20 protein-coding genes and 2 tRNA genes are annotated in these 20,494 nt (G+C 62.5%); 20 read left to right on the top strand and 2 right to left on the bottom strand.

The genetic code is table 11. The features are described from left to right. The first annotated feature begins 106 nt into the window (after positions 1-106). The 15 genes from C404_RS0130080 to nagZ all read left to right on the top strand — a co-directional run bounded on the left by C404_RS0130080 (position 107) and on the right by nagZ (position 13,097). Positions 107-469: a hypothetical protein gene (locus C404_RS0130080; protein ID WP_232317467.1), complete on the top strand. Its 363-nt coding sequence runs from the start codon at positions 107-109 to the stop codon at positions 467-469. A gap of 61 nt (positions 470-530) precedes the next feature. Continuing rightward, the gene (rpoE, locus tag C404_RS45190) at positions 531-1,130 is read left to right on the top strand and encodes an RNA polymerase sigma factor RpoE (protein ID WP_021195369.1); all 600 of its coding nucleotides are present in this window, start codon (positions 531-533) and stop codon (positions 1,128-1,130) included. A 116-nt stretch (positions 1,131-1,246) separates the two neighbouring features. Further along, positions 1,247-1,879: a sigma-E factor negative regulatory protein gene (locus C404_RS45185; protein ID WP_031329511.1), complete on the top strand. Its 633-nt coding sequence runs from the start codon at positions 1,247-1,249 to the stop codon at positions 1,877-1,879. A gap of 11 nt (positions 1,880-1,890) precedes the next feature. Further along, the gene (locus C404_RS45180; RefSeq protein WP_021195367.1) at positions 1,891-3,000 is read left to right on the top strand and encodes a MucB/RseB C-terminal domain-containing protein; all 1,110 of its coding nucleotides are present in this window, start codon (positions 1,891-1,893) and stop codon (positions 2,998-3,000) included. A gap of 76 nt (positions 3,001-3,076) precedes the next feature. Beyond that, the gene (locus C404_RS45175) at positions 3,077-4,591 is read left to right on the top strand and encodes a DegQ family serine endoprotease (protein WP_031329510.1); all 1,515 of its coding nucleotides are present in this window, start codon (positions 3,077-3,079) and stop codon (positions 4,589-4,591) included. Next, positions 4,588-4,863 (top strand): glutaredoxin family protein, encoded by a 276-nt coding sequence (locus tag C404_RS45170; RefSeq protein WP_021195365.1) that lies wholly within the window; start codon positions 4,588-4,590, stop codon positions 4,861-4,863. The genes C404_RS45175 and C404_RS45170 overlap by 4 nt, the downstream gene beginning before the upstream one ends. 218 nt (positions 4,864-5,081) lie before the next feature. Continuing rightward, positions 5,082-6,881, top strand: a complete 1,800-nt coding sequence (gene lepA / locus C404_RS45165; protein WP_021195364.1) for a translation elongation factor 4 — start codon at positions 5,082-5,084, stop codon at positions 6,879-6,881. A 21-nt stretch (positions 6,882-6,902) separates the two neighbouring features. After that, a complete protein-coding gene (gene lepB, locus C404_RS45160; protein WP_021195363.1) occupies positions 6,903-7,796 on the top strand; it encodes a signal peptidase I in 894 nt (297 codons plus the stop codon). A 62-nt stretch (positions 7,797-7,858) separates the two neighbouring features. Further along, the gene (locus tag C404_RS45155; protein ID WP_021195362.1) at positions 7,859-8,227 is read left to right on the top strand and encodes a DUF4845 domain-containing protein; all 369 of its coding nucleotides are present in this window, start codon (positions 7,859-7,861) and stop codon (positions 8,225-8,227) included. A 1-nt stretch (position 8,228) separates the two neighbouring features. Beyond that, entirely contained in the window at positions 8,229-8,999 is a 771-nt protein-coding gene (gene rnc, locus C404_RS45150) for a ribonuclease III (protein ID WP_021195361.1), read from the top strand. An 8-nt stretch (positions 9,000-9,007) separates the two neighbouring features. Further along, complete coding sequence (gene era / locus C404_RS45145; protein WP_031329508.1) at positions 9,008-9,946, top strand: GTPase Era; 939 nt, start codon at positions 9,008-9,010, stop codon at positions 9,944-9,946. Positions 9,947-9,989: 43 nt separating this feature from the next. Further along, complete coding sequence (gene recO / locus C404_RS45140; RefSeq protein WP_021195359.1) at positions 9,990-10,811, top strand: DNA repair protein RecO; 822 nt, start codon at positions 9,990-9,992, stop codon at positions 10,809-10,811. Continuing rightward, entirely contained in the window at positions 10,808-11,599 is a 792-nt protein-coding gene (pdxJ, locus tag C404_RS45135; RefSeq protein ID WP_021195358.1) for a pyridoxine 5'-phosphate synthase, read from the top strand. The genes recO and pdxJ overlap by 4 nt, the downstream gene beginning before the upstream one ends. Continuing rightward, complete coding sequence (acpS, locus tag C404_RS45130; protein WP_021195357.1) at positions 11,596-12,048, top strand: holo-ACP synthase; 453 nt, start codon at positions 11,596-11,598, stop codon at positions 12,046-12,048. The genes pdxJ and acpS overlap by 4 nt, the downstream gene beginning before the upstream one ends. Then, on the top strand, positions 12,045-13,097 hold the full coding sequence (gene nagZ, locus C404_RS45125) for a beta-N-acetylhexosaminidase (protein ID WP_021195356.1): 1,053 nt from the start codon (positions 12,045-12,047) through the stop codon (positions 13,095-13,097). The genes acpS and nagZ overlap by 4 nt, the downstream gene beginning before the upstream one ends. A gap of 99 nt (positions 13,098-13,196) precedes the next feature. Here nagZ and efp read toward each other — a convergent pair whose 3' ends face one another. Both efp and earP read right to left on the bottom strand, forming a co-directional pair. Next, the gene (gene efp, locus C404_RS45120; protein WP_031329506.1) at positions 13,197-13,781 is read right to left on the bottom strand and encodes an elongation factor P; all 585 of its coding nucleotides are present in this window, start codon (positions 13,779-13,781) and stop codon (positions 13,197-13,199) included. A gap of 120 nt (positions 13,782-13,901) precedes the next feature. Next, positions 13,902-15,092, bottom strand: coding sequence for an elongation factor P maturation arginine rhamnosyltransferase EarP (gene earP / locus C404_RS45115; protein ID WP_021195354.1), 1,191 nt, complete (start codon positions 15,090-15,092; stop codon positions 13,902-13,904). Positions 15,093-15,177: 85 nt separating this feature from the next. Here earP and uvrC point away from each other — a divergent pair, with 85 nt between their 5' ends. The 5 genes from uvrC (at position 15,178) to C404_RS45090 (ending at position 20,313) form a co-directional block, all read left to right on the top strand. Further along, complete coding sequence (gene uvrC, locus C404_RS45110) at positions 15,178-17,151, top strand: excinuclease ABC subunit UvrC (RefSeq protein WP_021195353.1); 1,974 nt, start codon at positions 15,178-15,180, stop codon at positions 17,149-17,151. A 69-nt stretch (positions 17,152-17,220) separates the two neighbouring features. Further along, positions 17,221-17,796 carry a CDP-diacylglycerol--glycerol-3-phosphate 3-phosphatidyltransferase gene (gene pgsA, locus C404_RS45105; RefSeq protein WP_021195352.1) on the top strand — a complete coding sequence of 192 codons (576 nt, stop codon included), beginning with the start codon at positions 17,221-17,223 and terminating at the stop codon, positions 17,794-17,796. Between the two features lie 144 nt (positions 17,797-17,940). Further along, positions 17,941-18,016 (top strand) — tRNA-Gly (locus C404_RS45100). A 53-nt stretch (positions 18,017-18,069) separates the two neighbouring features. After that, positions 18,070-18,145, top strand: a tRNA-Gly gene (locus tag C404_RS45095). Positions 18,146-18,372: 227 nt separating this feature from the next. After that, the gene (locus C404_RS45090; protein WP_016445090.1) at positions 18,373-20,313 is read left to right on the top strand and encodes a tyrosine-type recombinase/integrase; all 1,941 of its coding nucleotides are present in this window, start codon (positions 18,373-18,375) and stop codon (positions 20,311-20,313) included. Positions 20,314-20,494: the final 181 nt, after the last annotated feature.

Here is a 20,494-nt window from a genome sequence, read left to right as displayed (position 1 = left end):
TCCGGCGCCGTACCGACGGTTGTGTGCCGTCGGTCGCCTTTGTATGGCAAGCCTTGTTTGCTTTGTCTTGCTCTGGCTAGTCGGTGCGTGGGGTGCGGCGCTGCCGATGCTGACGTGGGTCGTGATCGGTGGGCTGGCAGTGGCAGCGTGCATTCCGCTGGCAGTGAATCGTTCACCGCTTGCGATGGAACTGATGTGGCGCGCTCGTCTCAAAGCAGATGGTGAGCCAGGCCAGCCTGTTTGGCAGGTCCGGCTGGAGACGTCTCAAGCGGTCCGAAATGCGCTTCTGTTATGGTCTTGGTCTCTTGGCGAGCGCGTCTTGATCCTGGGTGTCGCGCAGCGCGGGTGGTGTCCGCAGATTTTCGTGCTGATGTCTCCCTGGTTTGCCGCCGGGCTGTTGCGCCGTATGCGAAGTCTGTTGCGTCTGGGGCCACCGCCGATGGCCTCTCAGGCGACCGGTGTGTCGTAGGTAAAATACAACGTTTCGAAGTCATAAAAATTCAAGGCGATACACTGCAGGTGAAGAATCCGTGAGTGAACGCGAAGCCGACCAGATCCTCGTCGAGCGCGTCCAGCAAGGCGACAAGCGAGCGTTTGAGCTGCTGGTGGTCAAGTACCACCGCAAGATCATACGGCTCGTCTCGCGCTTGATCCGTGACCCGGCCGAAGTCGAGGATGTGGCACAGGATGCCTTTATCAAGGCTTACCGTGCGTTACCCCAGTTCCGGGGTGAATCCGCGTTCTATACGTGGCTGTATCGCATTGCCGTCAACACGGCCAAGAATTACCTGGCGACCCAGGGCCGGCGCCCGGAATCGTCCAGCGACATTGACACCGAAGAGGCTGAAACTTTTGCCGACGGTGAGCAACTAAGGGATATCAATACGCCGGACTCCATGCTGCACACCAAGCAGGTGGCCGAAACGGTCAACCGTGCAATGGAAGCGCTGCCCGAGGAATTGCGTACCGCAATTACGCTCCGGGAGATCGAGGGTCTGAGCTATGAGGAAATCGCCGAAGCGATGGAGTGCCCAATTGGGACGGTCCGGTCACGGATCTTCCGGGCTCGCGAGGCGATTGCCGAGAAATTGCGCCCGCTGCTGGGAACAGTGGAGGGCAAACGGTGGTAGCCAGCCGATATGACAAGCCGGCGACCGTGGGTGCAAACCTCGGTTGCAAACGGTGAAACCTCGGGAAGTCTTCTCTCGGATCGTTGATTGGACGTTGGAGTTTTTGGGGTCGGGAAATGGGTCAGGCTCAAATGCAAGCAGCAGAAGCGGAGTTCGCGCAGCGTATCTCCGCGTTGATGGACGGTGAACTGGCGGCGCACGAGGTGTCGTCGGCTGTCGAACTCGCCAAGGACGGCGAGGGCGCGGCGCACTGGCGCGAGTATCAACTGATCGGTGATGTGCTCCGGTCGGAAGATCTGCTGAACACGCGTTCCTCCGAAGATTTCCTCAGCCGGTTCTCGGCCACGCTCGAAGCCGAGCCGCACCTGCTAGTGCCGGCCGTGGCGCAGCGCGCGCAAGCCGAAGAGAGGCATCGCTTTCTGGTTCGCCCATCTTGGGTCCGCCGGATCATGCCGACGACAGCCGTGGCTGCGGCGGTGGCGGCCGTTAGCTGGGTGGTTGTGCCGCAATTGCGGGGTCCCGCCGACGGCGGTAACACCTCGCCGGCGTTGGTCGCCAAGGCGGTACAGGGTGCCGACGCACCAGGCGTAACGCTGGCCTCGGCCGACAACACGCCCATGATCCGCGACGCCCGCCTGGACGAATACCTGAGCGCGCATCGTCAGTCCGCGACCAACGGCATGGTGGTTCCGTATCTGCGTGCGGTGGCCAACGGGGTGTCGAACACCCAGGACTCCAATCAGGAATAATGCGGGCATCCATGTCGAAGGTGTGGCACCCCGTTGCCGGGGCAGGCGCCCGCAAGCTGCAGGCCGTTCGTCGGTCCGTTTTCCTTTTTCTCTGTGCCTCGACGCTGGCTGCCGCTGCGCAGCCACAAGTCGAGCCCATGCCGCGCAAGGAGGCCGCCTCATGGCTGGCCAAGATTCATCGCGCGGCGCTCAAGCAGAACTATGTCGGCACGCTGACGTATCAGCGTGGCACCGGCATGCATTCCACGCGCATTCAGCACTACGCCGATCTCTTCAATAACGAGTACGAGCGCGTTGAAGCGCTGGACGGCAAGCAGCGCGAGATGCTGCGTCAGAACGACGTCGTCCGGAACCTGATCTACGACGTCAAGCTGGTTGTGACCGAGAAGCAGGAGCACAAGGACAGCTTTCCGGCGCTGCTCGCCACGACCAATGGTGATGTGCTCGACCAGTACGACATGCGTCACCTGCCGTCTGAGCGCGTGGCTGGCATGGATTGCGAAGTCTTCCAGCTCGACCCGAAAGATGGCTTCCGCTATGCCTATCGCATCTGGGCCGACCGCAACAGCGGTTTGCTGATGCGCGCGCAGACCGTCGGCGATGACGGTAAGGTGCTGGAGCAGGTCGCCTTCTCGCAAGTCGAGGTGGGGGTGCCGTCGGAGAAGCAGAAGATCATCGCCGCACTCAAGAATCTGAGCGGCTGGAACCAGTACGAGATCGTCACGCAGCCGACCAACCTGGCCGATCAGGGCTGGACGATTGGCACGCCCATCAAGGGCTTTCAGAAGATTCGTGAAGTGCGCCGTCCGTTGGGTGACATTGCGCCGGCGGGCAAAGGCAGTTCGAGCTTTGAGGTGCAGCAGGTCGTGTTCAGCGATGGGCTCGCCGGGCTGTCGCTTTTCATTGAGCCGGTTTCCGAGAAGCGTACGCGTCGCGAAGGCTTTATTTCGCAGGGTGCTACGCATGTGATGGTGCGCCGCATTGCCGATTTCTGGCTAACGGTGGTGGGCGAGGTGCCGTTCGCCACCATCAAGCAGTTTGGAGCGGCGGTCGACTACAAGCCGGTTTCCGCCAACGCAGCCAACTCGGCAGTCAGCAAGCCGGCCAACGCACCGCAGTAGGTCGGCGCCTGCCTGAAGCTGCGTGAACAGATCACGCAGCGTATTTCTCACTCTGTCTTTGTTCCGGGGAGCCTTCATGCGTACCGCTCGAGCCGTTCATGCATTGCGTCTGTTGTGCGTCGCTGCCCTCATGGCGGCTGGAGGCGCTCTCGCGCCCGCCTACGCGCAGAATGCGACCGGCAGCGTGGCCACCGGCACGTATGGTTTGCCCGATTTTGCCGATCTGGTCGAGAAGGTCAGCCCCGCCGTCGTCAACATCCGCACGACCGAGAAGGTCCGCTCGCAAGGTGGCCCGAACGACGATGACATGGCTGAATTCTTCCGCCGTTTCTTCGGTGTGCCGATGCCAGGCATGCCTGGCCAGGGGCAAGGGCAGAAGCGCCGCAATACACCGCAGCCGCAGGAAGAAGAGCAGAGCCGCGGTGTGGGTTCCGGCTTCATCATCTCCGGCGATGGTTACATCCTGACCAACGCTCACGTGGTTGACGGCGCCGAGACCATCTACGTGACGCTGCTGGACAAGCGAGAGTTCAAGGCCAAGCTGATCGGCCTGGACAAGCGTACCGATGTGGCCCTCGTCAAGGTGGAGGCCAGTGGCCTGCCAAGCCTGAAGCAGGGCGATTCCGACAAGGTGCGCGTAGGCGAGTGGGTGCTGGCGATCGGCTCGCCGTTCGGGCTGGACAACACGGTCACGGCGGGCATCGTGTCGGCCAAGGGGCGCGATACGGGGGACTACCTGCCGTTCATCCAGTCGGATGTGGCCGTCAACCCGGGCAACTCGGGCGGGCCGCTGATCAACCTGCGCGGCGAGGTGATTGGCATCAACAACCAGATCTATAGCCAGAGCGGCGGCTATATGGGCATCTCGTTCTCGATCCCGATCGATGAGGCGATGCGCGTGGCCGAACAGCTCAAGGCGACAGGACGTGTAACGCGCGGCCGCATCGGCGTGGCCATCGATAACGTGCCGAAGGATGCGGCGGAATCCCTGGGGCTGGGGCGTGCACGCGGTGCCTATGTGGGCAACGTTGAAGCGGGTGGTCCGGCGGACAAGGCGGGCATCGAGGCGGGCGACATCGTTCTGAAGTTCAACGGCCGCGACGTCGAGAAGGCGGGTGACCTGCAGCGCCAGGTTGGTGAAACCAAGCCGGGCACGCGCGCGACCGTGCAGGTCTGGCGCAAGGGTGCGACGCGCGATCTGACCGTGACCGTGGCTGAACTGCAGGCGGACACCAAGGTTGCGCAGCGCGGCAAGGGTTCTCAACCTGACAACAGCCAGCAGGGTCCGGGCAAACCGAACGCGCTGGGGCTGGTGGTGGCCGATCTGTCGGAGGGGGCGCAGCGCGAGTTCAAGACCAAGGTGGGTGTCGAGGTGCAAGTGGCGGAAGGTCCGGCGGCACGCGTTGGCATCCGCCCGGGCGACCTGATTCTGCGCGTGGGCGATACCGACGTCACCAGCGCCAAGCAGTTCAACGAGGTGGTTGGCAAACTCGACAAGAACCGCATGGTGGCAGTGTTTGTGCGCCGCGGCGATGCCACGCAAGTGGTGACGATGCGCCCGAGTGCGGCGCGTTCGGGCAGCGGCCAGTGATCGAGCTGACGCTCTACGGCCGCACGTACTGCCATCTGTGCGACGACATGAAGGTCGCGCTGGAACCGCTCCGGCGCGATTTTTCTTTTCAGTTGCACGAGGTGGACGTCGACAGCGATCCGGCGCTGGAAGCGCGTTTTGGCGAGCTGGTGCCCGTGCTCATGGCCGGCGCGCCCGACACGCCGCCCGAGGTAGCCCAGGAGTTGTGCCACTACTTTGTGGATGTGCCTGCCGTACAGGGCTGGCTGGCTGCGCAGGCGACGCGGGCTTGATCTCGGCGGTGCCGCAAAAAGAGGCGCGGGAGGCCCCCTGAAATCCGGTAAAATTGCCTGTTAGCGCCGATTTTTGCATCGCACGATTTTGCGTCGCAACCTTGGCTTGAAATCCAATTCTCCTGCCGGTGCAGTTCTGAGCGCGCCGGCTATGCTGGACTCGCCACACGCAGTCCGGCAACGCGCCCCTGGGATGGGCGCGCTTTTCGACGCATTCGATGGACAATATCCGTAATTTCTCGATCATCGCCCACATCGACCATGGCAAATCGACGCTGGCCGATCGCATCATCCAGTTGTGTGGCGGCCTCTCCGACCGCGAGATGGAAGCCCAAGTGCTGGACTCGATGGATATCGAGAAGGAGCGCGGCATCACCATCAAGGCCCAGACCGCTGCGCTGTCGTACAAGGCGCAGGACGGCAAGGTCTACAACCTGAACCTGATCGACACCCCGGGCCACGTTGACTTCAGCTACGAAGTCAGTCGTTCGCTGTCCGCCTGCGAGGGCGCGCTGCTGGTGGTTGACGCCTCCCAAGGCGTGGAAGCCCAGACGGTTGCCAACTGCTACACCGCCATCGAGCTGGGCGTGGAAGTGGTGCCGGTGCTCAACAAGATCGATCTGCCTGCGGCCGACCCAGACAACGCGATCCAGGAAATCGAAGACGTGATTGGCATCGACGCGACGGATGCGACGCGCTGCTCGGCCAAGACCGGTGTGGGTGTGCCGGACGTGTTGGAAGCACTGATTGCCAAGGTGCCGGCGCCCAAGGGCGATCCGGACGCACCATTGCAGGCGCTGATCATCGACTCGTGGTTCGACAACTACGTCGGCGTGGTGATGCTCGTGCGCGTGGTGAACGGCACGTTGCGCGCCAAGGACAAGGTGCTGCTGATGGCCACGGGTGCGCAGCACTTGGTGGAGCAGGTCGGCGTGTTTTCGCCCAAGTCGGTTCCGCGTGAATCGCTGTCGGCGGGGCAGGTGGGTTTTGTCATCGCGGGCATCAAGGAACTGAAGGCCGCCAAGGTGGGCGACACGATTACACACGTGGCGCCGCGCAAAGCTGAGGCACCGCTACCGGGCTTCAAGGAAGTCAAGCCGCAGGTGTTCGCCGGTCTGTATCCGGTGGAGGCCAACCAGTACGAAGCACTGCGCGAATCGCTGGAGAAGCTCAAGCTCAATGACGCTTCGTTGCAGTACGAGCCGGAAGTCTCGCAGGCGCTGGGCTTCGGCTTCCGCTGCGGCTTCCTGGGCCTGCTGCACATGGAGATCGTGCAGGAGCGCCTGGAGCGCGAATTTGACATGGACCTGATCACCACCGCGCCGACGGTGGTCTATCAGGTGCAGCAGCGCGACGGCACCATGGTGCAGGTGGAAAACCCGGCCAAAATGCCAGCAGACCCGAGCAAGATCGAGGCGATCCTGGAGCCGATCGTCACGGTCAACCTGTACATGCCGCAGGAATACGTGGGCGCTGTGATCACGCTGTGCGAGCAGAAGCGTGGCTCGCAGATCAACATGAGCTACCACGGTCGCCAGGTCCAACTGACGTACGAGATCCCGATGGGCGAAATCGTGCTGGACTTCTTCGATCGTCTGAAGTCGGTCTCGCGCGGCTATGCGTCGATGGACTATGAGTTCAAGGAGTATCGCGTTTCAGACGTGGTCAAGGTCGACATCCTGATCAATGGCGACAAGGTAGACGCGCTCTCCATCATCGTGCACCGCTCCAACAGTGCCTACCGTGGCCGCGAAGTGGCTGCCAAGATGCGCGAGATCATTCCGCGCCAGATGTACGACGTGGCCATCCAGGCCGCTATTGGCGCCAACGTGATCGCACGCGAGAACGTCAAGGCGCTGCGCAAGAACGTGCTGGCCAAGTGTTACGGCGGCGATATCTCGCGCAAGAAGAAGCTCCTCGAGAAGCAGAAAGAGGGCAAGAAGCGCATGAAGCAGGTCGGCACCGTTGAAATCCCGCAAGAGGCGTTCCTCGCCATCCTGCGCGTCGAAGAAAAATAACCCCGGACGAATCTCTTACACATGAACTTCGCCCTGATTCTGTTTGTTCTCGTCGTCATCACCGGTATTGCGTGGGTGGCTGACAAGCTCGTGTTCCAGCGCCAGCGCCAAGCGGCTGCAGCCACTGCGCTGGCAGAATTCGATGCGCGCGCGCAAGTGCAAGCGCAGTATGGCGGTGGTGGTGACATCGGCGCCGCGCGTCTGCAGTTGGCCGAAGACAAGCTGCGCCAGCCGTGGTGGCTGGAGTACACCGCAAGCTTCTTCCCGGTGATCGCGGCCGTGTTCTTGCTGCGCTCGTTCGTGATTGAGCCGTTCAAGATTCCGTCGGGCTCGATGATCCCGACGCTGCAGATCGGCGACTTCATCCTCGTCAACAAGTACACGTACGGCATTCGCCTGCCGATCGTGAACAAGAAGATCGTCGAGCTGAACCAGCCGCAGCGTGGCGACGTGATGGTCTTCCGCTACCCGAAAGACGAGTCGATGGACTACATCAAGCGCGTGATCGGCGTGCCGGGCGACGTGGTCAAGTACGACAACAAGCGTCTGACGGTGAATGGCCAGCCTGCCACGTATGCACCGCAGTCCGACTACCTCGATGGCGAGCGCCTGACGTACTCCAAGCAGTACCAGGAAACGCTCGGCACGGTCTCACACAACATCCTGAACGACGCCGATCGCCCGGCCTATGTGTCCGGCCCGGACGATTTTCCGTTCCGCGAGAACTGCACTTACAATCAGACCGGCTTTACCTGCAAGGTACCTGAAGGTCACTATTTCATGATGGGCGATAATCGCGACAATAGCGCGGACTCCCGTTACTGGGGCTTCGTACCAGACAAGAACATCGTCGGGAAAGCGTTCTTCATCTGGATGAACCTGGGTGACCTGAAGCGGATCGGCAGCTTCCATTGAGCTGATAAGTGAATCAAAAAGCTCTTATTGAAACTCGGCAATTGCACAACGGGGGAAATGCAATGCGGATTCGTCAGGCCGGTCTGAAACGCCAGTCGCGCGGGATTACGATGTTTGGGATGCTGATCGGCATCATCGTGCTGATCACGGCAGTGTTGCCGGCAATCCGGTCTATTCCGAGCCTGATGGAGTACCAAGCGATCACCCGTGCTGTGAAGCAGGCACGTGAACGCGCGAGCACGCGTGAAGAGGTGTCCAATGCATTCGACAAGCAGGCCGCCATCGACGACATCAAGTCGATCAAGGGCGAGGACCTGGAAGTCCTGGATGCGGGCGGCACCATCCAGGCGGTGCGCTTCTCGTACAAGCGCGAAATTCCGATGTACGGTCCGATCGGCTTGGTGATTACCTATTCGGGAACCCTGCGTTGACATGAGTTTGGATGCATTGCAGCAACGCCTTGGCTATCGCTTCAGCAAACCGGAGTTGCTGCAGCAGGCGCTCACCCATCGCAGTCACAGCGCGATGCACAACGAGCGCCTGGAGTTTTTGGGTGATTCGATCCTGAATTGCGCGGTCGCAGACATGCTCTACGGCATGTTCGGCAAGCTGGATGAAGGTGATCTGTCGCGCGTGCGGGCCAACCTGGTCAAGCAGCAGGCGCTGTACGAGATCGCTCAGATGCTGCTGTTGCCTGACGCATTGCGCTTGGGCGAGGGCGAGTTGAAGAGTGGTGGCTTCCGCCGGCCGTCCATCCTGGCGGATGCGCTGGAAGCGATCTTCGGTGCGGTGTTTCTCGATGGCGGCTTCGATGCCGCTCGCACGCTGATCCGCAAGCTGTACATCCCGATTCTGGAGCAGGTCGACCCGCGCACGCTGGGCAAGGACGCCAAGACGCTGCTGCAGGAGTACCTCCAAGGTCACAAAATTGCGCTACCGCTGTATACGGTGGTTGCCACGCATGGCGCGGCGCATAATCAGCAATTCGAGGTCGAGTGCACGATCCCGAAGCTGGAGATTCGCGTCTCCGGCAACGGCGCTTCGCGGCGCGCGGCCGAACAATCGGCGGCCAAACTGGCTCTGGAAGAAGCGCATCGTCTGGTGCCGCAGCTCGTCAAGCGCAGCCGCGCCGAGCGCACTGGCAAGACGCGCAAGCAGGCCACACCGCCCGATCCGCAGTTGTCTCTCAGGTTGAAGGAATAATCAGGTAAATGAGCGACACCCCATTGCAGCCTCCGCAGCCAGAATCTGGCACGCCGGAGGGGTTCCGCTGCGGCATGGTCGCCATTGTTGGGCGGCCGAACGTCGGCAAATCCACGCTAATGAACGCCCTGGTGGGCCAGAAGGTCAGCATCACGTCGCGCAAGGCGCAGACCACGCGCCACCGCATCACCGGCATCCAGACGACGGACGACGCGCAGTTCGTCTTCGTTGATACGCCGGGCTTCCAGACGCGCCATGCTACCGCGCTCAACCGCTCGCTGAACCGCGCGGTTACGTCCACGCTCACGTCGGTGGATGCCGTGCTGTTCGTGGTCGAAGCTGGTCGCTATGGCCCGGACGACGAGAAGGTGCTCTCGCTGTTGCCGCGCGAGACGCCCGTGATCCTGGTCGTCAACAAAGTCGACCGGCTGGATGGTTACACGCGTGCCGAGATGGTCGCCACGTTCCTGCAGGACATGGCGCAGGTGTTTCCGTTTGCCGAAATCGTGCCGATGTCCGCCAAGAACCGCGACGATATCGACCGCCTGCTCGGCATCGTGCGTCCGTACCTGCCGGAAGGCGAACCGATGTACGACCCGGAAGCGCTGACGGACCGCAGCGAGCGCTTCCTAGCCGCAGAAATCGTTCGCGAGAAAGTCTTTCGCTGGACGGGCGATGAGCTGCCGTACTCCAGCACCGTCGTCGTCGACAAGTTCGAGACGGAAGGGCGCCTGCGCCGCGTATTCGTGACCATCCTGGTCGACCGCGATGCACACAAGGCCATGATCATTGGTGCGAAGGGCGCCAAGCTCAAGCAGATCTCTACCGAAGCCCGCATGGACATGGAAAAATTGTTCGACGGCAAGGTGTATCTGGAGGTCTGGATCAAGGTCAAGAGCGGCTGGGCTGACAATGAAGCCGGCCTGCGCGCCTACGGCTACGAATAACCGTTAGCCGCTCAACGTTCGCTGGTCAATCCACACACGCTCGATGGCGGGACGATCCGATCCGATTCCGGACGAGGCGGCGGAATGGCTGGCCGAAGAAGGCGTTGCCGGCGCCGCGCCGCGCAGGGGCTTTCCTGCCGGGCGCTCCGAGACGCGCGTTGCAGCGCAGCCGGCCTTCGTGCTGCATAGCTATCCGTACCGCGAGACCAGCCTCATCATCGACGTTTTCACGCCGGACTACGGCCGCATGGCGCTGGTCGCCAAGGGCGCCAAGCGACCGCATTCGGCATTGCGTGCGGTACTGCAGACGTTCCAGCCGCTGTCGGTGTCATGGAGCGGTCGCGGCGATGTGCGCACGCTGACCCGCGCAGAATGGGTCGGTGGCATGGTGCCGCTGGGTGGCGAAGGGCTGTTGTCGGGCTTCTATCTGAACGAACTGCTGGTCAAGTTCGTCGCCCGTGAAGACGGCCATCCGGTGCTGTTCGCACACTACGTCGAAACGCTCAATAAACTCGCTCACGGAGAACCCGCGGCCCTCACGCTGCGTGCGTTCGAGCGGGTGCTCTTGCGCGAGACCGGCTTCGCAGCCCAGCTGGATCGGTGCATCGACGGCGAGCCGGTGCAGGCCGAGGGCGACTACGTCTATCACCCTGAGCGCGGCATCCGTCGCGCGTTGCCGAGTGATCCCTCCTCCTGGCCCGTGCTGCGTGGCCAGACCCTGATCGACATGGAGCGCGACGATTACGCCTCACGCCCCACGACTGCCCAGCAGAGCCGCAGCCTGATGCGTTTCCTGCTGCATTATCATTTGCACGGCACGCCGCTTTCGACGCGCCAGATCCTCATCGACTTGCAGAAACTATGATCTTTCATGCCTCGCCGGGGGTCATCGACCTGGGCGTCAACATCGACCACGTCGCCACGCTGCGCAACGCACGCGGCACCGTCTATCCGGATCCGATCGCTGCGGCGCTGCTGGCTGAGGATGCCGGCGCCGATCTCATCACGCTGCATCTGCGTGAAGACCGTCGCCACATCAAGGACGCCGACGTGCGCGCACTGCGCCCGCAACTGCGTACGCGCATGAACCTCGAATGCGCGGTCACACAAGAGATGCTGGACATCGCGTGCGACATCGGTCCGCAGGATGTCTGCCTCGTGCCGGAGCGCCGCCAGGAAGTGACCACCGAAGGCGGGCTGGACGTGGTGGGCGGTTTCGCCAAGGTGCAGGCCGCGTGCAAGCAACTGGCCGATGCGGGCATCCGCGTGTCGCTGTTCATCGATCCGGACGCCGCGCAGATTGAGGCTGCCGCTGCCGCAGGTGCACCCGTCATCGAACTGCATACTGGCCGTTATGCCGAAGCCACCGACGATGCCGAAGTGAAGGCCGAACTGGTCCGCATCGAAACGGCGGTGGAAGAGGGCATCCGCTGGGGTGTGCGCGTGAATGCCGGACATGGCTTGCATTACACGAACGTGCAGCCGGTTGCGGCCATTGCCGGCATCCATGAACTCAATATCGGCCACGCCATTGTGGCGCACGCCGTGTTTGCCGGCTGGCAGAACGCGGTGCGCGAGATGAAGGCGATCATGGTGGCAGCGCGGTTGTCGTCGACAACGCCTACCGCCGCACACCCAGGCGTGCCCGTATGAATGCGCAGAATGGGCATACGGCAGCTGCCACGGTGTCCGGCGCCATCTACGGCATTGGGACCGACATCATCCAGATCGAGCGTGTCGAAGGCGTGATGCAGCGGACCAACGGCCGCTTCGCCGAAAAGGTGCTTGGGGCCGATGAGCTGCGCGTCTACCACGCACGCAAGGCACGCTCCGAGCGCCGCGGGCTGGCCTTTCTGGCGACGCGCTTTGCCGCCAAGGAAGCCGTGTCCAAGGCCATCGGCCTGGGCATGCGTTGGCCGATGACGTGGCGCGCCGTGCAGACACTCAACTTGCCCTCCGGGCAACCCGTGTTGCGCTACAGCGGCGAACTGGCCGACTGGATTGCGCAGCACGGCCTCCATATCCAGATCAGCGTGACGGACGAGCGCGATTACGCAGTCGCCTTTGCCGTCGCCGAGTTGCAAACGAAACCCACCGCATGAATTCCACAGCAAAGACGCAGAAACGCCCCGGTCCGATCGTCCTCGACGTGGCAGGCCTTCAGCTTGGGCCCGACGATGTCCGCCGCATCGCGCACCCGCTGACGGGCGGTGTGATCCTGTTCGCCCGCAACTTCGAATCGCGCGCGCAACTGACGGCGCTCACCCAGGCCATCCGCTCCATTCGCGACGACGTACTGATCTGTATCGACCACGAAGGCGGTCGCGTGCAGCGCGCCAAGGCCGACGGCTTCACGCATTTGCCTGCCATGGGCGCCCTCGGCAAGCTGTGGGACAAAGACGTGCTGGCCGCCACGCGCGCCGCCACCGCGTGCGGCTACGTGCTGGCCGCCGAACTGCGTGCGTGCGATATCGACCTCAGCTTCACGCCGGTACTCGATCTCGACTACGGCACCAGCAGCGTGATCGGCGACCGCGCCTTTCACCGCGACCCGCGCGTGGTGACCATGCTCGCCAACCATCTGACGCTCGGCCTGCGCCTGGCCGGCATGGCCAACTGCGGCAAGCACTTCCCTGGCCACGGCTATGTCCAGGCTGATTCGCACGTTGCCGTGCCGGTGGATGATCGCCCGCTGGAGGCCATCCTGAATGACGACGCCCAGCCCTATGGCTGGATGGGTCTTGGCCTGCAATCGGTGATGCCGGCGCACGTCATCTATTCGGCGGTGGATCCGAATCCGGCGGGTTTCTCGCGCTTCTGGCTGCAGGACATGCTGCGCGCCCATTTCAATTTCGACGGCGTGATCTTCAGCGACGATCTGAGCATGGAAGGCGCGAGCGTCGCCGGTTCGGTGGTGGACGGTGCCCGTGCGGCGCTGGCTGCGGGCTGCGACATGGTGTTGATCTGCAATGCGCCGGACAAGGCCGATCGCCTGCTGGGTGAGCTGGATGTGGCGGTGGGTAAAGCTTCGCAGCGACGCGTGCGTCGGCTGTTTGGCGGCAGGGCAATCAAGGATTGGTCGAAGCTGCAGCAGCAATCGGCCTACAAGCAGGCGCTGCGTACGCTGCGTGAGGCCAGGCTGATTGCATAAAGTATCGAGAGACGATGGCGGGCGGCATGCTCGCTTCGTTTTTCGCGGGCAACAAAAAAGGCAGCGCGAAGCTGCCTTTTTTGTGGGTGCGGCGCCAGCTTACTTGGCGCGGCTCTTGTACTCGTCCGTACGCGTGTCGATTTCGATCTTCTCGCCGATGTTGCAGAACAGCGGGACCATGATCGTGAATTCTTCGTTGTCGTTGATGCGAGCAGCCTTCAGCACCTTGCCCGACGACGTGTCGCCCTTGACAGCCGGTTCCGTGTAGACGATTTCGCGGACAACCGTGGTCGGCAGTTCCACCGAGAGGGGGGCATCGTTGTACAGCGTCACTTCCACTTGCATGCCGTCTTGCAGATAGTTCAGCGCGCTGCCCATGTTTTCGGCGCTGAGCTCGTACTGCTCTCCGGTCGCCATGTTCATGAACACGTAGTTCGTGCCATCGAAGTAGGAGTACTCGGCTTCCTTCTTGTCCAGGATGACTTGATCCAGCTTGTCGTCAGCGCTGAATACCCACTCACCACCAGCGCCGTTCAGCAGGTTCTTGTACTTCATTTTGACGACAGCGCCTTGACGGCCAGAGCGGCTGTACTCGGTCTTGAGCACAACCAGCGCCTCTTGGCTCTTGCCGGGAGGGCCCCACATAAACACGTTGCCGGTGCGGAGTTCTTGCGCGATTTTCAAAGCCATTTCACAGTTCCTGAGAGTAAGAGGGTTCGATGCGCGCCAAGCAACGAAGCACCGCGCGATACCCTCAGGTCGCGCGAACCAGGTCAGAGCCGGGGCCGCATACAAATCAGCCCGCTATTTTACCTGTTTTTCGCAAAATGCCACCAAATTCGCGGCGAGATCACCCAGTTGCATCAAGCTTTGCTCCCAGGTGATGGCCCGTACGCGCAGGCGGGGGGCAATGGCGGCAAACTCGGCCCAATTGAGTGACGCGGGCGCACCATTCCATGCGTGCCAGAAGGCGATGAGGGTGTTGGCGTCGGTTTCCGCCAGCGCTGGTGTGTAGCGAGCCAGAAAGGCGTCCAGCTTGGTGAGGTGCACGTCGTCGCTTTGCGGGTAGATGTGCCAGACAAAGGGCTGCAGCGCCCATTGGGCGCGTACGAAGGAATCCTCGCCGCGCACAAAGTTGATGTCGCACGCCCACAGCAGGGGGTCGTAGTGTTCTTGCGGCACAAATGGCACCACGGCGACGGTCAGTTGGCCGCGTGTCCAGCGCGCGCCTGTTTTGGCGGCACCGGTGTTACCGAGCAACTCGGCGATTTGCGTAGCGGCCAAGCCCTCGGGCACCAGGCAGATCAACGGCTCCGGGGATGCCTCCCATTGGGCAACCAGCGTCGGCAGGGCCGGGTTGGCGTACGCAAATAGGCTCACGCGCAGCGCGTTGGGGTTGTCGCGCATCAGGTCGTCCACCCCAAGGCGATGCCACAACGCCTGATGTGCTGCCGGGCTGGCGTTGAATGTCGTGCGCTGCGCGCCGAGGTGCGATTCGCGCAGCACGCCGCCTGTGTTGCGTGCAAAGCCCGGAAAGAAGAAGTGTCTGGTCTGCCCGCTTGGATGTGGCGATGGCAGCGCGTGGAATTCGGCCACCCAGTTTTCTGCACTGAGATATTCCAGGTTGATCCAGACAGGCGCCGTGCCCTGGGCTGCCTGCTCGGCCATGCCCTGCAGAATGGGTTCTGGGACGGCACACGCAAAGGCCCCAATAACCACGTCATGCGGCGCAGGGTGCGCATCCGCGGCGAGTAGCGCGGCGACCTGGGCATCGTCGCCCCAGTGGCGGATATCGACACCCGAGACGCGCTGCGCCTCGGCAGCCACATCAACAGCGGGGCAGAGTTTCTCGAACGAGCGCAGATCGTCGACCCACAGCCTGACGGTGTGGCCGTGCTCCTGTGCGAGCTGCCGGGCCAGGCGCCAGCACACGCCGATGTCGCCGTAGTTGTCGACGACGCAGCAGAAGAGATCCCAGGAGGTGATGGTGCGCATGGGGTGAAGCGGAGAAGGCCGGAGAAGGCCGACATTGTAGTCGGCGGCTTGTTCTACACTGACGCCCTCTGAGCCTGCGAACGCCATGCCGTCCGACCCCACGCCCCCCGATCTTCCTGAGACGCCCGAGAGCGTTGAACCCAGCGCAGCCGCGAATGTGCCTGATTTCGACGCGAAAGCGACCATCGCGCGCCTGCCGAACCTGCCCGGCGTCTATCGCTACTTTGATGCGCAGGGCAACGTGCTTTACGTCGGCAAGGCGCGTGACCTGAAGAAGCGTGTCTCCAGCTACTTCAACAAGACGCTGCTCTCGCCGCGTATTGCGATGATGGTGGCGAAGATCGCGCGCATCGACACCACCGTCGTGCGCAGTGAGGCCGAGGCGCTGCTGCTCGAGAACAACCTCATCAAAGCGCTGGCGCCGCGCTACAACATCCTGTTTCGCGACGACAAGTCGTATCCGTACCTCAAGCTCACGCAGCATGCGTATCCGCGCATGGCGTACTACCGCGGCGCGACGGATCGCAAGCACCAGTACTTTGGCCCGTTCCCGAGTGCGCATGCGGTGCGTGAAAGCATGCAGATCCTGCAGAAGGTGTTTCAGCTGCGCACGTGCGAGGACACCGTCTTCAACAACCGCACGCGCCCGTGCCTGCTGCACCAGATCCATCGTTGCAGCGGCCCATGCGTGCAGGCGATCAGCCCCGAGGACTACGCCCGCGACGTCGCCAACGCGGCCGGATTCCTGCAAGGCCGTCAGGACGAAGTCATGCAGACGCTGCAGGACAAGATGCAGCGCTATTCAGAAGCGCTTCAGTTCGAGCAGGCCGCCGTCGTGCGCGACCAGATCGGCGCGCTGTCGACCGTGCTCACGCAGCAATCGGTGGAAGAGGTGGGGCAGGCCAGCGACATCGACATCCTGGCCGTAGCCATCAAGGGTGGTCACGCCTGCGTGAACCTGGCGATGGTGCGCGGCGGCCGGCATCTGGGCGATAAGGCCTACTTTCCGACTCACGTGGAGGATGGCGCCGCCATCGTCGGTGAAGACGTGGAAGCTGAGGTTGCTGCTGCAACCGATGCGGCGCGCGATCCGGAGCGCGTGGCCAGCGACATCCTCGAGGCGTTCGTCGCGCAGCACTACCTGGACCAGTTCGTGCCGCCGGTGCTGGTGGTCAGCCACCCGATCCACGCAACGGAGCTGATCGACGCACTGGCTGAGCAGGCTGGGCGCCGTGTGTCGGTCGTGCGCCAGCCGCAGGGCGGGCGTCGCGCGTGGCTGGAGATGGCCGAGAAGGGCGCCGAGCTTTCACTGATGCGTCGTCTCTCCGAGCAGGGCAGTCAGCAAGCCCGCACGCGCGCACTGGCCGAGACCATCGGCATCGATCTCGAAGACCTTGCTGCGCTGCGCGTCGAGTGCTTCGATATCAGCCACACTGCCGGCGAGGCCACACAGGCCTCGTGCGTGGTGTTCCACAGCCACGCCATGCAGAACGGCGAGTACCGCCGCTACAACATCCAGGACATCACCCCCGGCGACGACTACGCTGCCATGCGCCAGGTGCTCACCCGCCGCTACCAGAAGATCGTCGAGCAGGCGGGCGAAGACACACCCAACATGCCGACCATCGTGCTGATCGACGGCGGCAAGGGGCAGGTGGAAGTTGCGCGGCAGGTGTTTGAAGAGCTGGGGCTCGACATCGGCTTGCTGGTCGGCGTGGCCAAGGGCGAGGGCCGCAAGGTTGGCCTGGAAACGCTGGTCTTTGCTGACGGCCGGTCTTCATTGGAGCTGGGGCAGGGCAGCGCCGCGCTGATGCTGGTCGCGCAGATTCGTGACGAAGCGCACCGTTTTGCCATCACCGGCATGCGTGCCAAACGGGCCAAGACACGCAATACCTCGCGGCTGGAAGAGATCGAAGGCATCGGCGCCAAGCGCCGGCAGCGGCTGCTGGCGCGCTTCGGCGGCCTGCGCGGCGTGATGTCTGCCAGCGTGGATGAGCTGGCCACGGTGGAGGGCATCTCCCAGACCCTGGCCGAAGAAATCTACCGCCAGCTGCATTGATCGGCGACAATGCCCCATCTTGCCGCGCCGGCGCATGACCCGGCGCAGTAGTTGTTTTCTCGACTTGCCATGCCTTTCAATTTCCCGATCCTCCTGACCTGGCTGCGTGTGGCCATGATCCCGCTGGTGGTGGGCGTGTTCTACCTGCCGGACACTTGGATGGCGCTGCCCGCCAAGAACCTGACGGCCGCGGTGTTCTTTATCGTCGCGGCATTGACCGATTGGTTCGATGGCTTTCTCGCGCGCCGCTGGAACCAGACTTCATCGTTCGGCGCCTTTCTCGATCCGGTGGCCGACAAGCTGATGGTGGCCGCTGCGCTGCTGGTACTGCTGGCGTTGGGCCGTGTCTCGGACATCGTCGCGTTGATCATCATCGGCCGCGAGATCACCATCTCGGCGCTGCGCGAGTGGATGGCGCAGATCGGCGCGTCAAAGAGCGTCGCCGTCAATATGCTCGGCAAGCTGAAGACGACCTTCCAGATGATCGCGATTCCGCTGCTGTTGTTCGAGGGCAAGCTGCTCGACGTGATCGACGCGCACGTGTGGGGAACCTGGCTGATCTACGTGGCGGCAGTGCTCACGCTGTGGTCGATGGCGTACTACATGAAGCTCGCCTGGCCGCAGATCCGCGAGCGCGCAAAATGAGCCTGCAAAAACTCTTGCGCAAAAGTGTTGACGAGCGCGATTCTTTTTTGCCATAATCTCTTTCTCGTTGCAGCGATGTGACGAGCTGATGTAAATCAGGGTCTGGCAGCACAAAAGTTGTACGGCAGTGCTGGTAGCCAAAATGCGGGAATAGCTCAGTTGGTAGAGCGCAACCTTGCCAAGGTTGAGGTCGCGAGTTCGAGCCTCGTTTCCCGCTCCAGTTTGAAATATGTGGCCGTGTTGATGTGATGGCACGGCGGCATAACCGGTTACGCGGGAATAGCTCAGTTGGTAGAGCGCAACCTTGCCAAGGTTGAGGTCGCGAGTTCGAGCCTCGTTTCCCGCTCCAAGTTATGATCTACGGACTTCCACTGACGTCTGTAAGTCGTTGAAAAGAGGAGCTTCGGCTCCTTTTTTCATTCCAGCGAAAGCCACGGAAATCCACTGACAGCCAGCGTTTTTGAGGCCAAAAACAAGGCCAAAGAATGCGGGTGGTGCCGGTTCCGGGTTGTTGCTGGGGTTGGATCGGGATGACAAGCAGCATCGGGCCTAAGTCCAAGACTTAGGAGCTTGATGATGACACTCTCTGATCTGACCGTGCGGCAAGCCAAGGCCGCCGAGAAAACGTACAGCATCCCCGACACCGATGGCCTCGGCCTGGTGGTCGCCCCCACCGGCGGCAAGTCGTGGCATTTGCGCTATTACTGGCTCGGCAAGCAAAAGCGCATCTCCCTGGGGAACTACCCCGAGATCGGTTTGCGCGAAGCGCGCACCTTGCGCGACGAAGCCCGGGCGCTTCTGGCAAAGGGCATCAACCCCCATACCGATCGCAAACAGAAGCGACACGCGGTCAAGCTTGCGGCCGACTACACCTTCAAGGCCGTCTTCGATGCGTGGGTCGAGCATCGCCGCAAGGAAATCAAGGAGGGCAGGAACAGCACGCTGTCGCAGATCCTGCGGATCTTCAACAAGGACGTGCTGCCCAGCCTCAAGCAGATGTCGATCTACGACATTCGCCGGCCCCAACTCCTGGGCGTCCTGGCGAGGATCGAGGAGCGCAAGGCGTTCACCACTGCCGAGAAGGTCCGCACCTGGCTGGGGCAGTTGTTCCGCTATGCCCTCGTCATCGTGGAGGGGCTGGAAGCCAATCCGGCCTCCGACCTGGACGTGGTGGCCGAGCCCAAGCCCCCGGTGAACCACAACCCCTACCTGCATCTTCGGGAGCTTCCCGAGTTCCTGCACAAGCTCAGGCTCTACAACCCTCGTGGTTGGCAGACCCAACTCGGCATCCGGCTGCTGTTCCTGACCGGCGTGCGTACCGGCGAGCTGCGGCTGGCGACCCCGGACCAGTTCGATCTCGACCGTGGCCTGTGGATCATCCCGCCGCAGATTGTCAAACAACTCCAGGACGAGATGCGCAAGGCCGGCAAGCGCCCGCAGGACGTTCCGCCCTACATCGTGCCGTTGTCCGTGCAGGCCATCGAGATCGTGCGCTACCTGTTGGGTGTGATGAAGCCGGCCCAGGTCCATCTGCTCACGCACCGCAGCGAACTCAAGAAGCGCATCAGCGAGAACACCCTCAACGCGGCCTTGAAACGAATGGGCTACGAGGATCAACTGACCGGGCACGGCATCCGCGGAACCATCTCGACGGCGCTCAACGAGATCGGCTATCCCAAGATTTGGGTGGACGCGCAGCTTTCGCACTCGGACCCGAACAAGGTGAGTTCGGCCTACAACCACGCCAAGTATGTTGAGCCGCGCCGTCGGATGATGCAGGACTGGGCGGATCGCCTCGACTTACTCGAACAGGGCCAGGTCGAAGCGGCCAGCGCCCACCTCACCATCCATATCGAGGGCGTGCCAGCCATCGCAGGGGAGGACAACCCCGACGCCATCGTTGCAGGCACTTCTGCGGCTTCGGCTCCGCCCGTGGTGGTCACCCCCATTGTCGTGACGCCAAACGACGCGGGAATCACCTTCCAGCGGCTGTCGCAGGTGCCACCGCCCCCGACGCGTGCGCCGGCGCCGGCGCCGGAAGTATCCGCCATCCAGCGCGAGCGCGAGGAAATGCTCGCCATCTACGAATCGCCGAGCAGTTTGCCGGTTCCGCTGTTCGGTAAGCTGGCCGGAAAGTCCAAGGACCAGATAAACCGCGAGCTGAAGGCGGGCAAACTGCTGTCCATCAGCTTGGGCAATCGCGGGCAACGTGTGCCCGACTGGCAACTGGTGCCGCTCAAGCACAAACTGGCCCAGGTGCTCATGAACCAGTGTCCGCACGCGGATTCGTGGGACTTGTACCGGATGCTGACCCGCGTACACCCGGATCTGGGTGATCGCGCGGCCATCGACATCGTGACACCCGGAAATTTGGGCATGGTCGTGCGGGTCATCGCGGGCACCCAGCAGCAGCCAAACAGGCCCGGACCTGATTCGTCTGCGCAAGGTATTCCAGAGGAGATTCGCCAGCGCATTCAACGGTTGCTAAATGATGCGGCAATGCTCGAAAGTGCCTGACGCTGGCCGACGGCCAAAGATGGATGCTTTGGCCGTCGGAAGTGAGCTACAGGATGCGGGCCTTTGCAGTCCGCAGCGCATACGGCGCGGCGCGATGAGGCGTGCGGCCATCCTGAAGGCCATAGCCTTCTGAGCGCCTACAACCGGACTGAGTCAGCCCCTACGTCGTCCCAGAATGTAG

Origin of the sequence: Ralstonia sp. AU12-08, from assembly GCF_000442475.1 — a bacterium.
In the GTDB taxonomy this organism is placed as follows: Bacteria; Pseudomonadota; Gammaproteobacteria; order Burkholderiales; family Burkholderiaceae; genus Ralstonia; species Ralstonia insidiosa.
The sequence above is the reverse complement of the archived record's forward strand: the minus strand, read 5'-3'. Positions and strand labels throughout refer to the sequence as shown.

Excerpts from the sequence above, each read along its gene's own strand:
- pgsA (WP_021195352.1), top strand. The coding sequence starts at position 17,221 with ATGCCTTTCAATTTCCCGATCCTCCTGACCTGGCTGCGTGTGGCCATG.
- uvrC (WP_021195353.1), top strand. The coding sequence starts at position 15,178 with ATGCCGTCCGACCCCACGCCCCCCGATCTTCCTGAGACGCCCGAGAGC.
- C404_RS45155 (WP_021195362.1), top strand. The coding sequence starts at position 7,859 with ATGCGGATTCGTCAGGCCGGTCTGAAACGCCAGTCGCGCGGGATTACG.
- C404_RS45185 (WP_031329511.1), top strand. The coding sequence starts at position 1,247 with ATGGGTCAGGCTCAAATGCAAGCAGCAGAAGCGGAGTTCGCGCAGCGT.
- pdxJ (WP_021195358.1), top strand. The coding sequence starts at position 10,808 with ATGATCTTTCATGCCTCGCCGGGGGTCATCGACCTGGGCGTCAACATC.
- rnc (WP_021195361.1), top strand. The coding sequence starts at position 8,229 with ATGAGTTTGGATGCATTGCAGCAACGCCTTGGCTATCGCTTCAGCAAA.
- recO (WP_021195359.1), top strand. The coding sequence starts at position 9,990 with ATGGCGGGACGATCCGATCCGATTCCGGACGAGGCGGCGGAATGGCTG.
- era (WP_031329508.1), top strand. The coding sequence starts at position 9,008 with ATGAGCGACACCCCATTGCAGCCTCCGCAGCCAGAATCTGGCACGCCG.
- earP (WP_021195354.1), bottom strand. The coding sequence starts at position 15,092 with ATGCGCACCATCACCTCCTGGGATCTCTTCTGCTGCGTCGTCGACAAC.
- nagZ (WP_021195356.1), top strand. The coding sequence starts at position 12,045 with ATGAATTCCACAGCAAAGACGCAGAAACGCCCCGGTCCGATCGTCCTC.
- C404_RS0130080 (WP_232317467.1), top strand. The coding sequence starts at position 107 with ATGCTGACGTGGGTCGTGATCGGTGGGCTGGCAGTGGCAGCGTGCATT.
- lepA (WP_021195364.1), top strand. The coding sequence starts at position 5,082 with ATGGACAATATCCGTAATTTCTCGATCATCGCCCACATCGACCATGGC.
- lepB (WP_021195363.1), top strand. The coding sequence starts at position 6,903 with ATGAACTTCGCCCTGATTCTGTTTGTTCTCGTCGTCATCACCGGTATT.
- C404_RS45090 (WP_016445090.1), top strand. The coding sequence starts at position 18,373 with ATGACACTCTCTGATCTGACCGTGCGGCAAGCCAAGGCCGCCGAGAAA.
- C404_RS45180 (WP_021195367.1), top strand. The coding sequence starts at position 1,891 with ATGTCGAAGGTGTGGCACCCCGTTGCCGGGGCAGGCGCCCGCAAGCTG.
- acpS (WP_021195357.1), top strand. The coding sequence starts at position 11,596 with ATGAATGCGCAGAATGGGCATACGGCAGCTGCCACGGTGTCCGGCGCC.
- C404_RS45175 (WP_031329510.1), top strand. The coding sequence starts at position 3,077 with ATGCGTACCGCTCGAGCCGTTCATGCATTGCGTCTGTTGTGCGTCGCT.